Here is a 14,867-nt window from a genome sequence, read left to right as displayed (position 1 = left end):
GGTGTCCTCACCTGCCACACCGCCCCCGCGCACGCTGGTCTGAGGCGTTCGCGACACAATATTCGTCATGACAGGCCCCACGACCGACACCGACGCCGCTGTGCCGCGCCGGGTCCTGATCGCTGAAGACGAAGCGCTCATCCGACTGGATCTCGCCGAGATGCTCCGAGAGGAGGGTTACGAGATCGTCGGCGAGGCCGGCGACGGGCAGGAAGCCGTCGAGCTGGCCGAGCGCCATCGGCCGGACCTGGTGATCATGGATGTGAAGATGCCGCGCCGTGATGGCATCGACGCGGCCTCGGAGATCGCCAGCAAGCGCATCGCACCGATCGTCGTGTTGACCGCGTTCAGTCAGCGCGACCTGGTCGAGCGGGCCCGGGATGCGGGGGCGATGGCCTACCTGGTGAAGCCGTTCACCATCAGCGACCTGATCCCGGCCATCGAATTGGCCGTCAGCCGATTCGGTGAGATCGCCGAGCTGGAACGCGAGGTGGCGTCACTGTCCGATCGGCTGGAGACCCGCAAGCTCGTGGAGCGCGCCAAGGGGCTGCTGCAGACCGAACAGGGGATGACCGAGCCCGAGGCGTTCAAGTGGATTCAGCGGGCAGCCATGGACCGGCGAACCACGATGAAGAGGGTGGCCGAGGTCGTCTTGGAGACCCTGGACCCGCCCAAGGAATAGCTCTCGGAGTACCCCGAGGAGCACCCGATCCGTCGAGTGTGAATCGTTGGCTTTGGATGTGAACCCCCGGCGGCGACACGCCGACAATCCGCGCCCACGCTTCACACTGAAAGCCGTGGCTTCACACTCAAAACCGTGGCCGCACAACGCAAGCCAACGCGGCGGCAATCCCTAGCGGGCGACGATCACCGACGAACCGTGCCCGAACAGCCCCTGGTTGGCGGTGATGCCGACCGTGGCGTTTTCCACCTGCCGGCCCGTGGCCCGACCGCGCAGCTGCCACGTCAGCTCGCAGACCTGAGCGATCGCCTGCGCGGGGATGGCCTCGCCGAAGCAGGCCAGCCCGCCGGACGCGTTGACGGGCACCCGGCCGCCGATCGTGGTGGCGCCGCTGCGCAGCAGCGCCTCGGCCTCGCCCTTGGGGCACAGGCCCAGGTGTTCGTACCAGTCGAGCTCGAGCGCGGTGGACAGGTCGTAGACCTCGGCCAGGCTCACGTCCTCGGGCCCGATGCCCGCCTCGGCATAGGCCGCGTCGAGGATATGGTCCTTGAACGCCCGATCGGGTGCGGGCACCGCGGCGGTGGAATCCGTTGCGATGTCCGGCAATTCGGGCAGATGCTGCGGATAGTTCGGGGTGACCGTGCTGACCGCCCGCACCGACGGCACACCGGCCAGCGAGCCGAGGTGTTCGCGGGCGAACTTCGCGCTGGCCACGATCAGCGCGGCCGCGCCGTCGGAGGTGGCGCAGATGTCCAGCAGCCGCAACGGGTCGGCCACCACCGCGCTGGCCAGCACGTCCTCGACCGACACCTCCTTGCGGTACCGGGCGTTCGGGTTCTGCAGGCCATGCCGCGAGTTCTTGACCTTGACCTGGGCGAAATCCTCGAGCGTGGCGCCGTAGAGGTCCATCCGCCGCCGCGCCAACAGCGCGAAGTACACCGGGTTGGTGGCGCCGATCAGGTGGAACCGCTGCCAGTCGGGATCGTTCTTGCGCTCACCGCCGACCGGGGCGAAAAAGCCCTTCGGCGTGGTGTCGGCGCCGATGACGAGGGCGACGTCGCAAAAGCCGGCCAGGATCTGGGCGCGGGCGCTCTGCAGCGCCTGCGAACCGCTGGCGCACGCGGCGTAGCTCGAGCTGACCGGCACGCCGTTCCACCCGAGCTTCTGGGCGAACGTCGCGCCCGCGACGAACCCGGGGTAGCCGTTGCGGATGGTGTCCGCGCCGGCCACCAACTGGATCTGTCGCCAGTCCAGGCCCGCTTCGTTCAGCGCGGCCCGGGCCGCGGCCACCCCGTATTCGGTGAAGTCGTTGCCCCACTTGCCCCAGGGGTGCATCCCGGCGCCCAGGATGTACAGCGGTTCGGGAGCGCTCATGGTCGTCATTTGCGCCGCTCCTTCTCATCGCTTCGCTCTGCATCGTCGCCGGCGCGCTTCCACGCGTGCACGATGCGCTGCACGCCGTCGTCGTCGGTGTAGAGCGGCATGGTGGTCAGTTCCATCTCCGTGCCGACCTTCAGGTCGGCGGCCAGCGTGCCCTCGACCACCTTGCCCAGCACGATCAGGCCCTCCTCGGCCAGCTCCACGGCGGCGACGGCGAACGGCTCAAAGGGGTCCGGCGACGGGTAGGGCGGCGGTGGCGCGTACCGGTTCTCGGTGTAGCTCCACAACTTTCCCCGCGTCGACAGCGCGACCGATTCCAGCGTGTCGCTGGCGCAACCCGGATTGGGGCAGTTGTTCGCCCGCGGCGGGAAGACGTAGGTGCCGCACTCGGGGCACTTGCTGCCGATCAGATGCGGGACACCGGCGTCGTCGGTGGCGAACCATCCATCGACCGCCGGTTCTTGTCGGATGACTTCTGGCACCGGGCCAGCGTACCCAGCCCGCGCACAAAACTGAAACGTGTTGCAGTTCTGCGGACGGCGCGGTCGGGGCGCGCAACTCGTCACACCGGGTGCCTAAAGTGAAAGCCGTGCCCGCCACGAAAACCGCTACGAAGGCCAGCGAGGAACAGACCAGGCCGACGCTCATGCTGCTGGACGGCAACTCCCTGGCGTTCCGGGCGTTCTATGCGCTGCCCGCCGAGAACTTCAAGACCCGCGGGGGGCTGACCACCAACGCGGTCTACGGCTTCACCGCCATGCTGATCAACCTCCTGCGCGACGAAGCCCCCACCCACATCGCCGCGGCCTTCGACGTGTCGCGGCAGACCTTCCGCTCCGAGCGCTATCCGGAGTACAAGGCCAATCGGTCGGCGACGCCCGACGAGTTCCACGGCCAGATCGACATCACCAAGGAGGTCCTGGCCGCCCTGGGCATCACGGTGCTCGCCGAGCCGGGCTTCGAGGCCGACGACCTGATCGCCACCCTGGCCACCCAGGCCGAAAACGAGGGCTACCGCGTGCTGGTGGTCACCGGCGACCGCGATTCGTTGCAGTTGGTCAGCGAGAACGTGACGGTCCTCTACCCCCGCAAGGGGGTGAGCGAATTGACCCGCTTCACCCCGGACGCGGTCGTCGAGAAGTACGGACTGACGCCCACGCAGTACCCCGACTTCGCCGCGCTGCGCGGCGACCCCAGCGACAACCTGCCCGGCATCCCCGGTGTGGGGGAGAAGACCGCCTCCAAGTGGATCGGCGAGTACGGGTCGCTGCAGGCGCTGGTCGACAACGTCGATTCGGTGCGCGGCAAGGTGGGCGACGCGCTGCGCGAACATCTGGCCAGCGTGATCCGCAACCGCGAGCTCACCGATCTGGTCAAAGACGTGCCGCTGGCCCAGACTCCCGACACGCTGCGGCTGCAACCGTGGGACCGCGACCAGATCCACCGGCTCTTCGACGACCTGGAGTTCCGGGTGCTGCGCGACCGGCTGTTCGAAACCCTGGCCGCGGTGGAGCCCGAGGTCGACGAGGGCTTCGACGTGCGCGGCGGCGCGCTGGAAGCCGGCGAGCTGGCGGTGTGGCTGGCCGAGCACAGCTCGGGGAAGCGCTTCGGGCTGGCCGTCGTCGGCACCCACCTGGCCTACGACGCCGACGCCACCGCGCTGGCCATCGTCTCCGCCGACGGCGAGGGCCGCTACATCGACACCGCGACGCTGGATCCCGAAGACGAGGCGGCGCTGGCGTCCTGGCTGGCCGACCCCGGGCCGCCCAAGGCGCTGCACGAAGCCAAGCTGGCCATGCACGACCTGGCCGGGCGGGGCTGGACGCTGGCCGGCGTCACCTCCGACACCGCGCTGGCGGCCTACCTGGTGCGCCCCGGGCAGCGCAGCTTCTCCCTCGACGACCTGTCGCTGCGCTACCTGCGTCGCGAGTTGCGGGCCGAAAACCCTGAGCAGCAACAGCTTTCGCTGCTCGACGACACCGACGGCACCGACGACCAGGCGGTGCAGACGCTGCTTTTGCGTGCCGTGGCGGTGCTGGATCTGGCCGACGCGCTCGACGAGGAGCTGGCCCGCATCAACTCCACCTCGTTGCTCAGCGGCATGGAGCTGCCGGTGCAGCGGGTGCTGGCGGGGATGGAAAACGCCGGCATCGCCGTCGATTTGGAGTTGCTGACCGAACTGCAGAGCGACTTCGCCCACCTGATCCGCGACGCGGCCGAAGCGGCGTACGCGGTGATCGGCAAGCAGATCAACCTGGGCTCGCCGAAACAGTTGCAGGCGGTGCTCTTCGACGAGCTGGAGATGCCGAAGACCAAGCGCACCAAGACCGGATACACCACCGACGCGGACGCGCTGCAGTCGCTGTTCGACAAGACCGGTCACCCGTTCCTGCAACATCTGCTGGCCCACCGCGACGCCACCAGGCTCAAGGTCACCGTCGACGGGCTGCTGAATTCGGTGGCCTCCGACGGGCGCATCCACACCACGTTCAACCAGACCATCGCGGCCACCGGCAGGTTGTCCTCGACCGAGCCGAACCTGCAGAACATTCCGATCCGCACCGAGGCCGGCCGGCGGATCCGCGACGCGTTCGTGGTCGGCGACGGCTACAGCGAGCTGATGACCGCCGACTACAGCCAGATCGAGATGCGGATCATGGCCCACCTGTCCAAGGACGAGGGACTCATCGAGGCGTTCAACACCGGGGAGGACCTGCACTCGTTCGTCGCCTCCCGCGCCTTCGGCGTGCCGATCGAGGAGGTCACCGCCGAACTGCGCCGCCGGGTCAAGGCCATGTCCTACGGGCTGGCCTATGGATTGAGCGCCTACGGGCTGTCCGCCCAGCTCAAGATCTCCACCGAAGAGGCCAAAGACCAGATGGAGCAGTACTTCGCCCGGTTCGGCGGAGTCCGCGACTACCTGATGGCCGTGGTGGAACAGGCCCGCAAGGACGGCTACACGTCGACGGTGTTCGGCCGCCGCCGCTATCTGCCCGAACTCGACAGCAGTAACCGCCAGGTGCGCGAGGCCGCCGAGCGGGCGGCGCTCAACGCGCCCATTCAGGGCAGCGCCGCCGACATCATCAAGGTGGCGATGATCGAAACCGACAAGGCGATCAAGGACGCCGGGCTGTCCTCCCGGATCCTGCTGCAGGTGCACGACGAGCTGCTGTTCGAGGTCGCGGCGGGGGAGCGCGAGCAGCTCGAAGCGTTGGCCCGCGACAAGATGGGCGGCGCCTACCCGTTGGACGTCCCGCTCGAGGTTTCGGTGGGCTACGGCCGCAGCTGGGACGCTGCGGCGCACTGACAGGCCACCGTCGATGCCCCCGGCAAAGCGCAGTCGTGGTCGCCCGGCGGGCTCGCGGGTGGATCCCGGCGCGCGGCGCTCGGAGCTTCTCGACGCCGCCGAGCGGGTGATCCGCGCCAAGGGGCCGTCCGCCGGACTGGTCGACATCGCGGGCGAGGCCGGCTTCGTCCGCTCGGCGGTCTATGCCATGTACCCCGGCCGTGACGCGCTGCTGGCCGAGCTGAGCAAACGCACCTCGCAGCGGCTGCTCGCCGAAATCACCACTCGGGCAGCCGGTTCCACCGACCTCAGGGAGCGGATGGCGTTGTTCTTCGACGTGATCAGCGCGTGGATGGAAGCCGAGCCGAATCTCTACCGGGCCCTCACCGGTGACCCGTCGACCAGTGTCTTCGAGCAGCTGGCCGGCGCGGTCGAATGGATGCTGGCGTCGTCGTCGGGCTCCGAGGCCGCGCGCATGGCGGCGGCCCCCTGGTCGCGGGCCATCGTCGGGTCGGCGGTGGCGGCCGCGGAATGGTGGTGCCGGACGGGAACCATGCCGCGGGAGGCGCTCGTCGAACACCTCACCGCGCTGTGCTGGGACGGCGGGGCGGCCCTGCCGTTCAACGCCGACGACATCAAGACCATTGACAACGCCCAGCGATAATAGACACACTGTCTTTTATGGCTCTGGCAGACGTTCAAGCTCCGTCGCGGTACTGGGAAAACATCGTCGGCGAAACCGACGTAGACGTCACCGAAATCACCGGGACGATCCCCGACGGGCTCCTCGGCACCCTGTACCGGAACGGGTCGGGCCGCTGGAATCTCGGATCGACGCAGGTCGAGGGCATTTTTGATGCCGACGGGATGGTCAGCGCGTTCGTGCTCGACGGGTCGGGGGTGCGTTTCCGCAACCGCTTCGTCCGCACCAAGCACTACCTGAGGTCGACGGCGGCCGGACGGCTGGTGGACCGCGGCTTCGCCTACCAGCGCGACGGCGGCGCGCTGGCGAACGCGCTGCGGCTGCCGGCCAACACCGCCAACACCAGCGTCATGGTCAACCGCAACCAGCTGCTGGCGCTCTGGGAGGGCGGACCGCCGCACGAACTCGATCTCGACACCCTGGACACCATGGGGCCGTCAAACCTCGGCGGGGCGCTCAAGGGTGCGGTCCGGGCCTATTCGGCGCACTACACCTACGACCCGGCCACCAACACCAAAATCAACTTCGGGTTCGACCCGTACTTCCCGCGGATCGACCTGCGCCACGCGCTGCGCGGGGCCCGCGGTCGCGAGCGGTGGCGCCGGCTGCGGGAGCTGGCGGGCGAGGCGGTGCCGCGGATGCGCCTGCGGCTCTACGAGACCGGCGCCAACGGTGTGACCCGCTACCTGCGGGCGGTGCCGCTGCCGGGGATGGGCGTGGTGCACGACATGGCGTTGACCCGGCGCTACGCGATCTTCGTGGTGTCGCCGCTGCGGATCAACCCGTGGGCGCTCGTCGGCCACCAATCCTATTGAGACTCCATATTTTTCAAGCGGGATGCGCCGTCGTACTTCGTTCTCGCGCCGCGCGACGGGGGCCGGGTGCGGGTGGCCGAGACCGATCCGTTCTATCACTGGCATTTCACCAACGCATATGACGACGGCGACGATGTCGTCGTCGAGCTGCCACGGTTCGTGCCGCAGACCTACGCGGGCATGAAGAAATACACCGCCCACATCCGGTCCGACATCGCCCAGGTCGACGACTACGGGGCCATCGACGACGCCGTGGTGCTGACGCGGTTCCGGATCGCCCCGTCGGGGCGCGTGTCCCGCGAGCCGTTGGCCGATTTCGGGTGCGAGTTCCCCCAGATCGACGAGCGGCGTTCCACGACCCGGCACGACGTGTCCTACGTGACGGTCCAGGACCCGGCCAGGTTTGCAGGCCAGGGAATCGCCCGCATCGATCACCGCACCGGCGCGGTCCAGACCTATTGCCCGCCCGGGGACGTGCTGGTGGAGCCGACGTTTGTGCCGCGACCCGGCGGAACGGCCGAGGACGACGGCTGGCTACTCACCGTCGGATACCAGGAATCGCAGCATCGCAGCAGGTTAATGGTGGTCGACGCGGCCCACGTGGCCGACGGCCCGATCGCGGAGGCGTGGCTGCCGTTCCACGTGCCGATGAGCTACCACGGCGCCTTCACCAACCGGGTGGCCCATCGAACCGGGTGAGCCGCCGGGACTGGGTTTGGCCAGCGTGTGCACAGTCGAGTAGCCTCGATGGGTAAATCCCAATTGTCCCTACGACCAAACCTGTCCGGAGCACCCCAACAATATGCCGAGTCCCGCCGTCACCTCGCCCCAAGTAGCCGTCAACGACATTGGCTCCAGCGAGGACTTTCTCGCCGCAATAGACAAAACGATCAAGTACTTCAACGATGGCGACATCGTCGAGGGCACGATCGTCAAAGTGGACCGGGACGAGGTGCTCCTCGACATCGGCTACAAGACCGAGGGGGTCATCCCCGCCCGCGAGCTCTCGATCAAGCACGACGTCGACCCCAACGAGGTCGTTTCCGTGGGCGACGAGGTCGAGGCCCTGGTTCTCACCAAGGAGGACAAAGAGGGCCGCCTGATCCTGTCCAAGAAGCGCGCGCAGTACGAGCGCGCCTGGGGCACCATCGAGGCGCTCAAGGAGAAGGACGAGGCCGTCAAGGGCACCGTCATCGAGGTGGTCAAGGGTGGCCTGATCCTCGACATCGGGTTGCGCGGCTTCCTGCCCGCCTCGCTGGTCGAGATGCGCCGGGTGCGCGATCTGCAGCCGTACATCGGCAAGGAGATCGAGGCCAAGATCATCGAGCTGGACAAGAACCGCAACAACGTGGTGCTGTCGCGCCGGGCGTGGCTGGAGCAGACGCAGTCCGAGGTGCGCAGCGAGTTCCTCAACCAGCTGCAGAAGGGCGCCATCCGCAAGGGTGTCGTCTCCTCCATCGTCAACTTCGGTGCGTTCGTCGACCTCGGCGGCGTCGACGGTCTGGTGCACGTCTCCGAGCTGAGCTGGAAGCACATCGACCACCCGTCCGAGGTGGTCCAGGTCGGCGACGAGGTCACCGTCGAGGTGCTCGACGTCGACATGGACCGCGAGCGGGTTTCGTTGTCGCTCAAGGCGACTCAGGAAGACCCGTGGCGCCACTTCGCCCGCACCCACGCCATCGGCCAGATCGTGCCCGGCAAGGTCACCAAGCTGGTTCCGTTCGGCGCGTTCGTCCGCGTCGAGGAGGGCATCGAGGGCCTGGTGCACATCTCCGAGCTGGCCGAGCGCCACGTCGAGGTCCCCGACCAGGTGGTTGCCGTCGGCGACGACGCGATGGTCAAGGTCATCGACATCGACCTGGAGCGCCGCCGGATCTCGTTGTCGCTCAAGCAGGCCAACGAGGACTACACCGACGAGTTCGACCCGGCGAAGTACGGCATGGCTGACAGCTACGACGAGCAGGGCAACTACATCTTCCCCGAGGGCTTCGACTCCGAGACCAACGAATGGCTCGAGGGATTCGACAAGCAGCGCACCGAGTGGGAGGCCCGCTACGCCGAGGCCGAGCGCCGGCACAAGATGCACACCGCGCAGATGGAGAAGTTCGCGGCGGCCGAGGCGGCCGGCCACACGGCCGGCGAGCAGTCGCCGGGCAACGGTGCGCCCGCCGAGAAGGCGGGCGGATCGCTGGCCAGCGATGCCCAATTGGCCGCGCTGCGGGAGAAACTCGCCGGCAACGCGTGATCCTGACCTGAGGACGCCATGCTGCGTATCGGGTTGACCGGTGGCATCGGCGCCGGCAAGTCGGCGCTGTCGTCCACGTTCGAGCGATGCGGCGCCGTCATCGTCGACGGGGACGTCATCGCGCGTGAGGTGGTCCAGCCGGGCACCGAAGGGCTGGCGGCGCTGGTCGAGGCGTTCGGTGCCGACATCCTGCTGCCGGATGGATCGCTGGATCGACCGGCGTTGGCCGCCAAGGCCTTTCGCGACGACCAGGCCCGCCAGACGCTGAACGGAATCGTCCACCCGCTGGTGGGCCGGCGCCGCGCGGAGATCATCGCCTCGGTGCCCGAGGATTCGGTTGTGGTCGAGGACATTCCGCTGCTGGTGGAGTCCGGGATGGCGCCGCTGTTCCCGCTCGTGGTCATCGTGTACGCCGACGTCGAGGTGCGGCTGCGGCGACTGGTCGACCAGCGCGGCATGGCCGAAGACGACGCCCGCGCCAGGATCGCCGCGCAGGCCAGCGACGAGCAGCGCCGCGCGGTCGCCGACATCTGGGTGGACAACTCGGGCAGCCCGGAAGACCTGGTGCAACGCGCCCAACAGGTGTGGGACAACCGCATCGTGCCGTTTGCTCACAACCTGAGCACGCGTCAGATCGCCCCGGCGCCGGTCCAATTGGCGCCGCCCGACCCGACCTGGCCGGACCAGGCGCAGCGAATCCTCAACCGCCTGAGGACGACCTGCGGGCAGCGGGCGTTGCGCGTCGACCACATCGGGTCGACGGCCGTGCCGGATTTCCCCGCCAAGGACCTCATCGACATCCAGATCACCGTCGAATCCCTGGCCGTCGCCGACGAACTCGCCGAACCCTTGTTGTCCGCCGGGTACCCGCGCATCGAGCGCATCGTCGGCGATGTCGCCAAGAGCGACGCGCGCAGCACCGTCGGCCGCTACGACCGCGATGACGATCCGGCGTTGTGGTCCAAGCGGATTCACGCCTCGGCGGATCCCGGCCGGCCCACCAATGTGCACATCCGGGTGGAGGGGTGGCCCAATCAGCAGTTCGCCCTGCTGTTCCCCGACTGGCTGACCGCCGATCCCGATGCGCGGGCGGAGTACCTGAGCGTCAAGCGCACCGCCGAAACCGACGGCGGGGGAGACATTGCGGCCTATGTTGCCGTCAAGGAGCCGTGGTTTCTCGACGCCTACCGGCGGGCCTGGGAGTGGGCCGACGCGACGGGCTGGCGTCCCTAGCCACTACGCCACTCACGGCAGGGGCGCCCCGCACTGCAGCGCGCCGTTGTTGGGATCGGCGTTCCCCGCCACCGGCCGGACCATTTGGTCGGCCTGGACGAAAACGTTGTCGTCCACGTCGATCTCGCAGTGCACGTTCGCCGAGTACGGGAAGTGCAGCACGATGCGCATGCCGGCCTGCTGCGGATCGGACAATACGGTGTCGGCCTCGAATGCGTTGCCGGGCATCGAGCTCAGCCCGGCCGTGTTCGTCTGGCCGCCGTTGATGACGAACGTGGCCTGACTGCCGGTCGTGACGCCGTCGATCCTGGCCCGATAGGTGATGTTGTGCAGGTCCGCGCTCGCCGTCGCCGGATACAACTGGGCCCCGGCGGCGATCACCGTCACCGCGGCGACCGGCAGGAACCTGTGGCCTTTGCAGCTCATAGCCGGTGACATTACAACCCGCGTGATTTCCGAGCCAGATCGTTTGGCTACGGCTGGCAGCGCGGACACCACAGCGTCGCCCGTCCGCCCACCCGGGCGCGCTCGAGCCGCGTCCCACAGCGGGGGCAGCGCGGGTCGGGCTCGTCACGCACCCTGGTGAGCCAGCGCGGCAGGCCGGGCACCCGGCCGTGGCGCACCGCGGTGCGCAGCACCCGGGTCATCGCGGCGTGCAAGGCCTTTACGTCGTCGTCGCCCAAGTCCGCGACCGCCACGGTCGGTCGGGTTTTGGCCCGCCAACAGATCTCGTCGACCAGCAGGTTGCCGAGGCCGGCGAGCACCGACTGGTCCATCAGCGTGGGTTTGAGCTGCCGCGAGCGGGCCGACCGCGAGGCCAGCACCGCGCGGAACTCGCGCAGGCCGAGACCCAACGCGTCGGGTCCCTGCGGGCCGGTGATGTGCCCGATGTCGTCGGCATCGTCGGCCAGCCACACCCCGCGCAATTTGCGGAGGTCGGCGTAGCGCAGCTCGCCCCCGTCCAGCGACACCACCAGCCGCTCGTAGGGGTCGTGGGCGGCCCCGTCGGGGGCATAGTAGGGCCGGCCGGTCATGCCGCTGTGGATCAGCAGCGCCGGGCCGTCGGTGGGGAGCACCAACCACTTGCCGTGCCGGCGTGGGTCCGCGAAGCGGTGACCGGTCAACCGGCGCGCCAGCGCTTGTCCGGTGGTGTTGCGCAGGATCCCGGGATCGTGCACCTGCACGTGCCGGATTCGCCGCCGCGGCAGGGACGCGGCCAGTTGCCGCCGAAACCCTTCCACGTCGGGCAGCTCAGGCACGTAGCCTCGCCAATCGGCGCAGCGGGCCGGCCAGTGAGCGGGCGTGCCGCGACATGTGCGCCCACGGATCCGGTTGTCCGGCAAGCCGTTTGGGTACGTCGCGGATGGTGAACCGGTCGGCCCGCAACCGCCCGGCGTCCAGCTCGTCCCATTCCAGCGGTGTGGCTACCGGTGCGCCGTTGCGGGCCCGAACCGAATACGGCGCAACCGCCGTCTGCGCGTAGGCGTTTCGCATGATGTCGAGGTATACCCGCCCGTCGCGCTTGTCCTTGCGAGCCTCGACGGTGCGATGCGCGGGATCGTCCGCGGCGACCACTTCGCTGACGTCACGGGCGAACTGCCGGGCGGTGTCGAAATCGGTGTCGGCGCGCAAGGGGGCGACCACGTGCAGCCCCCGCGAGCCGGTGGTCTGGACGTAGCACGCCAGGCCCAGGTCCCCGAGCACCCCGGCGGTGGCGCGTGCGGTCGCTCGCACCACGGCGAAGTCGCCGTCGGACGGGTCGAGATCGAAGACGAGTCGGTCCGGGTGGTCCAGCCGGGCCCGGCGCGACTGCCACATGTGCAGGGTGATGCAGCTTTGATTGGCCAGCCAGCGCAGCGCCTCCGGCCGTTCGACGACCGGATGCTCTACGGTGCCGCCCTCCTTGGCCACCCGGACACTGCTCATCCAGTCTGGTAGCGAATCGGCGAAATCCTGCTGGATGAACCCTGTTTCGGCGATGCCGCGGGGATAGCGCTGCACGTTGAGGGCCCGGCCCCGCAGGTGCGTCAACATGGTGTCGGCCACCTGGTCGTAATAGGCGGCGAGATCGCGTTTCGTGATCCCGTCGGCGGGAAACAGGACGCGGTCCGGGTGGGTGATCTCGACGTCGACGCGGGCCATCAGTGCGTCTCCCGCACCACTTCGCCGGGCTCCTTGTCGGTGCGCATGCCGAGGTAGCGCGGATGGCGCAACTTGCCATCACGCGTCCACTCGCTGAATCCGATCTGAACCACCATCTCGGGGGATACCCAGTTCGCGCCGGCCTCGCGCACCAAACCGCGGGCGAACGGCGGCCTGTCCCGGGTGATCGGCGACAGGCGCGCGTGCAGCCGGCGCAGCGTGGCGTCGTCGAAACCGGTGCCGACCTTGCCCGCGTAGACCAGGTCCCCGCCGTCGTAGTAGCCGAGCATCAGGGCGCCCAACTCGACTCGACTGCCCTTGGGACTGGTGTAGCCCCCCACCACGAACTCCTGATCGCGCACGCATTTGAACTTCAGCCAGTTTTTCGAGCGACCGCCCTGGTAGGTGGAGTCGGCCCGCTTGGCGATCACTCCCTCGTCCCCGCGCTCACATGCGCGCCGGTAGGCGGCGATCCCGTCCCCGACGCGGTGCGGTGCACAGCGCAGCGGGTCGGCAAAGTCGATCGCTTTGCGCAGCAACCTCTTTCGCCAGAGGAGCGGCACCTCGACGGTGGACATGCCGTCGAGATGCAGCAGATCGAATACGTAGTAGAAGACACGCACCGGCGACGCCCGGGCCACGTCGGGGTCGGTGAGGCCCAGCCGACCCTGCAGCCGGGCGAAGCTGGTCCGCCGGCCGTCGAAGGCCACCACCTCTCCGTCCACGACGAACCGCGTGACCGGTTGCGCGGCAAGCGCATCCACCAATTCGGGATAGGTTCCATTGAGCGGCTGACGATTACGCGACAACAGCCGGACCCGATCGCCGTCGCGGAACGCCAGGCAGCGCATGCCGTCGAACTTGCGCTCGAAGATCCAGCCCGGATCGGAGAACCGGTCGTCGGTGAGGGTTGCCAGGGTGGGCGAGCGCCAGTCGGGCACGGGTTCGTCGTACAGCGCTTCGCGCACCGCACCGGGCAGGCTCGCGAAGTCCGTCATGCCGACTAGTTAAGACATGCCCACGGCGGCACGGGAACCGTCAGCAGTTCGGCGCCCCCGGGTGCGGTGGTCAGGGCGAGCACCGCCGCCGCGAGGCGATCGGGCGGCAGCACGAAATCCACGCAGCCGGTGGCGATCGCGTGCGCCGGCATGCTCGACGCCTCGGCGGTCGCCGGGTCTTGGACGAGCACGCGCCCGCCGTTGCGCTTGACCGCGCGACATCCGTTGGCGCCGTCGGCCAGCCGCCCGGTCAGGATCACGGCGACCGTCGGCACCAGCGCGGCGGAGCTGGTCAGGACGGCGTCCCCGACGCTGGCCTTGGCCGCTTCCTCGGCGAGCATCCAGGCGCCGTCCGCATCGATGGTTGCCGTCTTTCCGGCGGGCACGATGGTGATGCCCGGTTTGTCCGCCGGCGCCCCCGGCTCGGCGACTCGAATCGGCAGAGAGCTCGCGCGGGACAAAATCTGGGCCAGCGGATCGTCGCCGCTGAGCGTGGGGCGGCGATGCTGGGCGACGACGACGGGTACCGCAAAATCACCCGGCAGACCCGCGAGCACGGTGCCCAGGGCTTTCATGCCGCCCAGCGACGCCACCAGCACCACTCGCCCAAACGCCGCCTGGACGGGCTTGTGTTGGGTCGCGGACATAGCGCCAGGGTAATCCTTGTGTCGGGGCGCCGACATAGTTCCTGGAACCGTGGGTCGCCGTCGAACGTGCCGCATCCCGAGCCACCGTGTCCCAGACGGCACAACGCATCCAGGCCCAGAACCTGACCCGCTACAGCCGCGGCATCGTGACCATCACCGACCGTCAGGGGCTGGAACGACTAGCCTGCGGCTGCTACCGCATCGTCAGAGACGAGTTCGACAGCATCACCAACCACCGGCCAAGGTAGTGCGGCCGCGCTCAACGGCCGCGCCAGGTGAGCTCCATGCCGCCGGCGGCCAGCCACCGCGACAGGTCATAGCCGTTGCGGGCCAACCCATCCACGGCGGCCACGGCGCGTCGCACCGCGAGCTCCGCGACCTCGGGGGTCAGCAGGCCGTGGCGGACCGCATCGAGCAACTCGTCGACGTCGGTCAGTTCCGCGCGGGCGCCGGTGCGGACCTCGATGTCGAGGTAATGATCCTCGGAGCGCCAGACTTCGGGGCCAGGCGTGTATTCGCCCACATCCAGGTAGTAGTCGTGGCCGCGTTCGTGGCCGGGGTTGAAGTGAAAGACCGTGGCGCGCAGGCCCAACGACGGCAGCAGCCACGATTCGAGGTAATGAAACTGGGCGCGGCCCGGGGTGGGGCGGGCGACGTAGAGACCCCACGGGTGCACCGCATACTCGTCCACGGCCCGCACGATTCCCTTGGGATCGGTGTTGGTGCGGCCCACTAG

14 protein-coding genes and 1 pseudogene are annotated in these 14,867 nt (G+C 68.7%); 7 read left to right on the top strand and 8 right to left on the bottom strand.

Annotated elements, in window-relative coordinates; translation table 11 throughout:
* Positions 1-67 precede the first annotated feature (67 nt).
* Positions 68-682: an ANTAR domain-containing response regulator gene (locus tag W7U_RS10470; RefSeq protein WP_008257686.1), complete on the top strand. Its 615-nt coding sequence runs from the start codon at positions 68-70 to the stop codon at positions 680-682.
* A gap of 171 nt (positions 683-853) precedes the next feature.
* Here the strand turns inward: W7U_RS10470 and W7U_RS10465 are convergent, their stop codons facing one another.
* Together W7U_RS10465 and W7U_RS10460 are read right to left on the bottom strand one after the other, a co-directional pair.
* On the bottom strand, positions 854-2,056 hold the full coding sequence (locus W7U_RS10465) for a lipid-transfer protein (RefSeq protein WP_008257683.1): 1,203 nt from the start codon (positions 2,054-2,056) through the stop codon (positions 854-856).
* A 5-nt stretch (positions 2,057-2,061) separates the two neighbouring features.
* Positions 2,062-2,544: a Zn-ribbon domain-containing OB-fold protein gene (locus W7U_RS10460; RefSeq protein WP_008257680.1), complete on the bottom strand. Its 483-nt coding sequence runs from the start codon at positions 2,542-2,544 to the stop codon at positions 2,062-2,064.
* 164 nt (positions 2,545-2,708) lie between these two features.
* Between W7U_RS10460 and polA the strand changes: the two genes are divergently transcribed.
* From polA to coaE, 5 genes and pseudogenes are all read left to right on the top strand, one after another.
* Positions 2,709-5,369 (top strand): DNA polymerase I, encoded by a 2,661-nt coding sequence (gene polA, locus W7U_RS10455; protein WP_008257678.1) that lies wholly within the window; start codon positions 2,709-2,711, stop codon positions 5,367-5,369.
* A 13-nt stretch (positions 5,370-5,382) separates the two neighbouring features.
* Entirely contained in the window at positions 5,383-6,012 is a 630-nt protein-coding gene (locus tag W7U_RS10450; RefSeq protein WP_029384787.1) for a TetR family transcriptional regulator, read from the top strand.
* A gap of 17 nt (positions 6,013-6,029) precedes the next feature.
* Positions 6,030-7,565 (top strand): annotated as a pseudogene (locus W7U_RS10445) (carotenoid oxygenase family protein).
* A 103-nt stretch (positions 7,566-7,668) separates the two neighbouring features.
* A complete protein-coding gene (gene rpsA / locus W7U_RS10440) occupies positions 7,669-9,111 on the top strand; it encodes a 30S ribosomal protein S1 (protein WP_008257673.1) in 1,443 nt (480 codons plus the stop codon).
* Positions 9,112-9,129: 18 nt separating this feature from the next.
* Positions 9,130-10,344: a dephospho-CoA kinase gene (coaE, locus tag W7U_RS10435; protein WP_008257672.1), complete on the top strand. Its 1,215-nt coding sequence runs from the start codon at positions 9,130-9,132 to the stop codon at positions 10,342-10,344.
* A gap of 12 nt (positions 10,345-10,356) precedes the next feature.
* Here the strand turns inward: coaE and W7U_RS10430 are convergent, their stop codons facing one another.
* From W7U_RS10430 to W7U_RS10410, 5 genes are read right to left on the bottom strand one after another with little or no spacing between them, the layout of a single operon-like run.
* Positions 10,357-10,770 (bottom strand): hypothetical protein, encoded by a 414-nt coding sequence (locus W7U_RS10430; protein WP_008257671.1) that lies wholly within the window; start codon positions 10,768-10,770, stop codon positions 10,357-10,359.
* A 47-nt stretch (positions 10,771-10,817) separates the two neighbouring features.
* On the bottom strand, positions 10,818-11,603 hold the full coding sequence (locus tag W7U_RS10425; protein WP_008257669.1) for a DNA-formamidopyrimidine glycosylase family protein: 786 nt from the start codon (positions 11,601-11,603) through the stop codon (positions 10,818-10,820).
* Positions 11,596-12,486, bottom strand: a complete 891-nt coding sequence (gene ligD / locus W7U_RS10420) for a non-homologous end-joining DNA ligase (protein ID WP_008257668.1) — start codon at positions 12,484-12,486, stop codon at positions 11,596-11,598. Before ligD (W7U_RS10420) ends, W7U_RS10425 begins: the two co-directional genes overlap by 8 nt.
* Positions 12,486-13,484, bottom strand: a complete 999-nt coding sequence (gene ligD, locus W7U_RS10415) for a non-homologous end-joining DNA ligase (protein ID WP_008257667.1) — start codon at positions 13,482-13,484, stop codon at positions 12,486-12,488. Before ligD (W7U_RS10415) ends, ligD (W7U_RS10420) begins: the two co-directional genes overlap by 1 nt.
* Positions 13,485-13,489: 5 nt before the next feature.
* Positions 13,490-14,131, bottom strand: coding sequence for a chemotaxis protein CheB (locus W7U_RS10410; RefSeq protein ID WP_008257666.1), 642 nt, complete (start codon positions 14,129-14,131; stop codon positions 13,490-13,492).
* Positions 14,132-14,217: 86 nt separating this feature from the next.
* Here W7U_RS10410 and W7U_RS26450 point away from each other — a divergent pair, with 86 nt between their 5' ends.
* Complete coding sequence (locus W7U_RS26450) at positions 14,218-14,379, top strand: hypothetical protein (RefSeq protein WP_008257665.1); 162 nt, start codon at positions 14,218-14,220, stop codon at positions 14,377-14,379.
* Positions 14,380-14,390: 11 nt separating this feature from the next.
* Here W7U_RS26450 and W7U_RS10405 read toward each other — a convergent pair whose 3' ends face one another.
* Complete coding sequence (locus tag W7U_RS10405; RefSeq protein ID WP_008257664.1) at positions 14,391-14,831, bottom strand: DUF402 domain-containing protein; 441 nt, start codon at positions 14,829-14,831, stop codon at positions 14,391-14,393.
* Positions 14,832-14,867: the final 36 nt, after the last annotated feature.

This window comes from Mycobacterium sp. H4Y, from assembly GCF_000364405.1.
GTDB classification, from domain to species: Bacteria; Actinomycetota; Actinomycetes; order Mycobacteriales; family Mycobacteriaceae; genus Mycobacterium; species Mycobacterium intracellulare.
The sequence above is the reverse complement of the archived record's forward strand: the minus strand, read 5'-3'. Positions and strand labels throughout refer to the sequence as shown.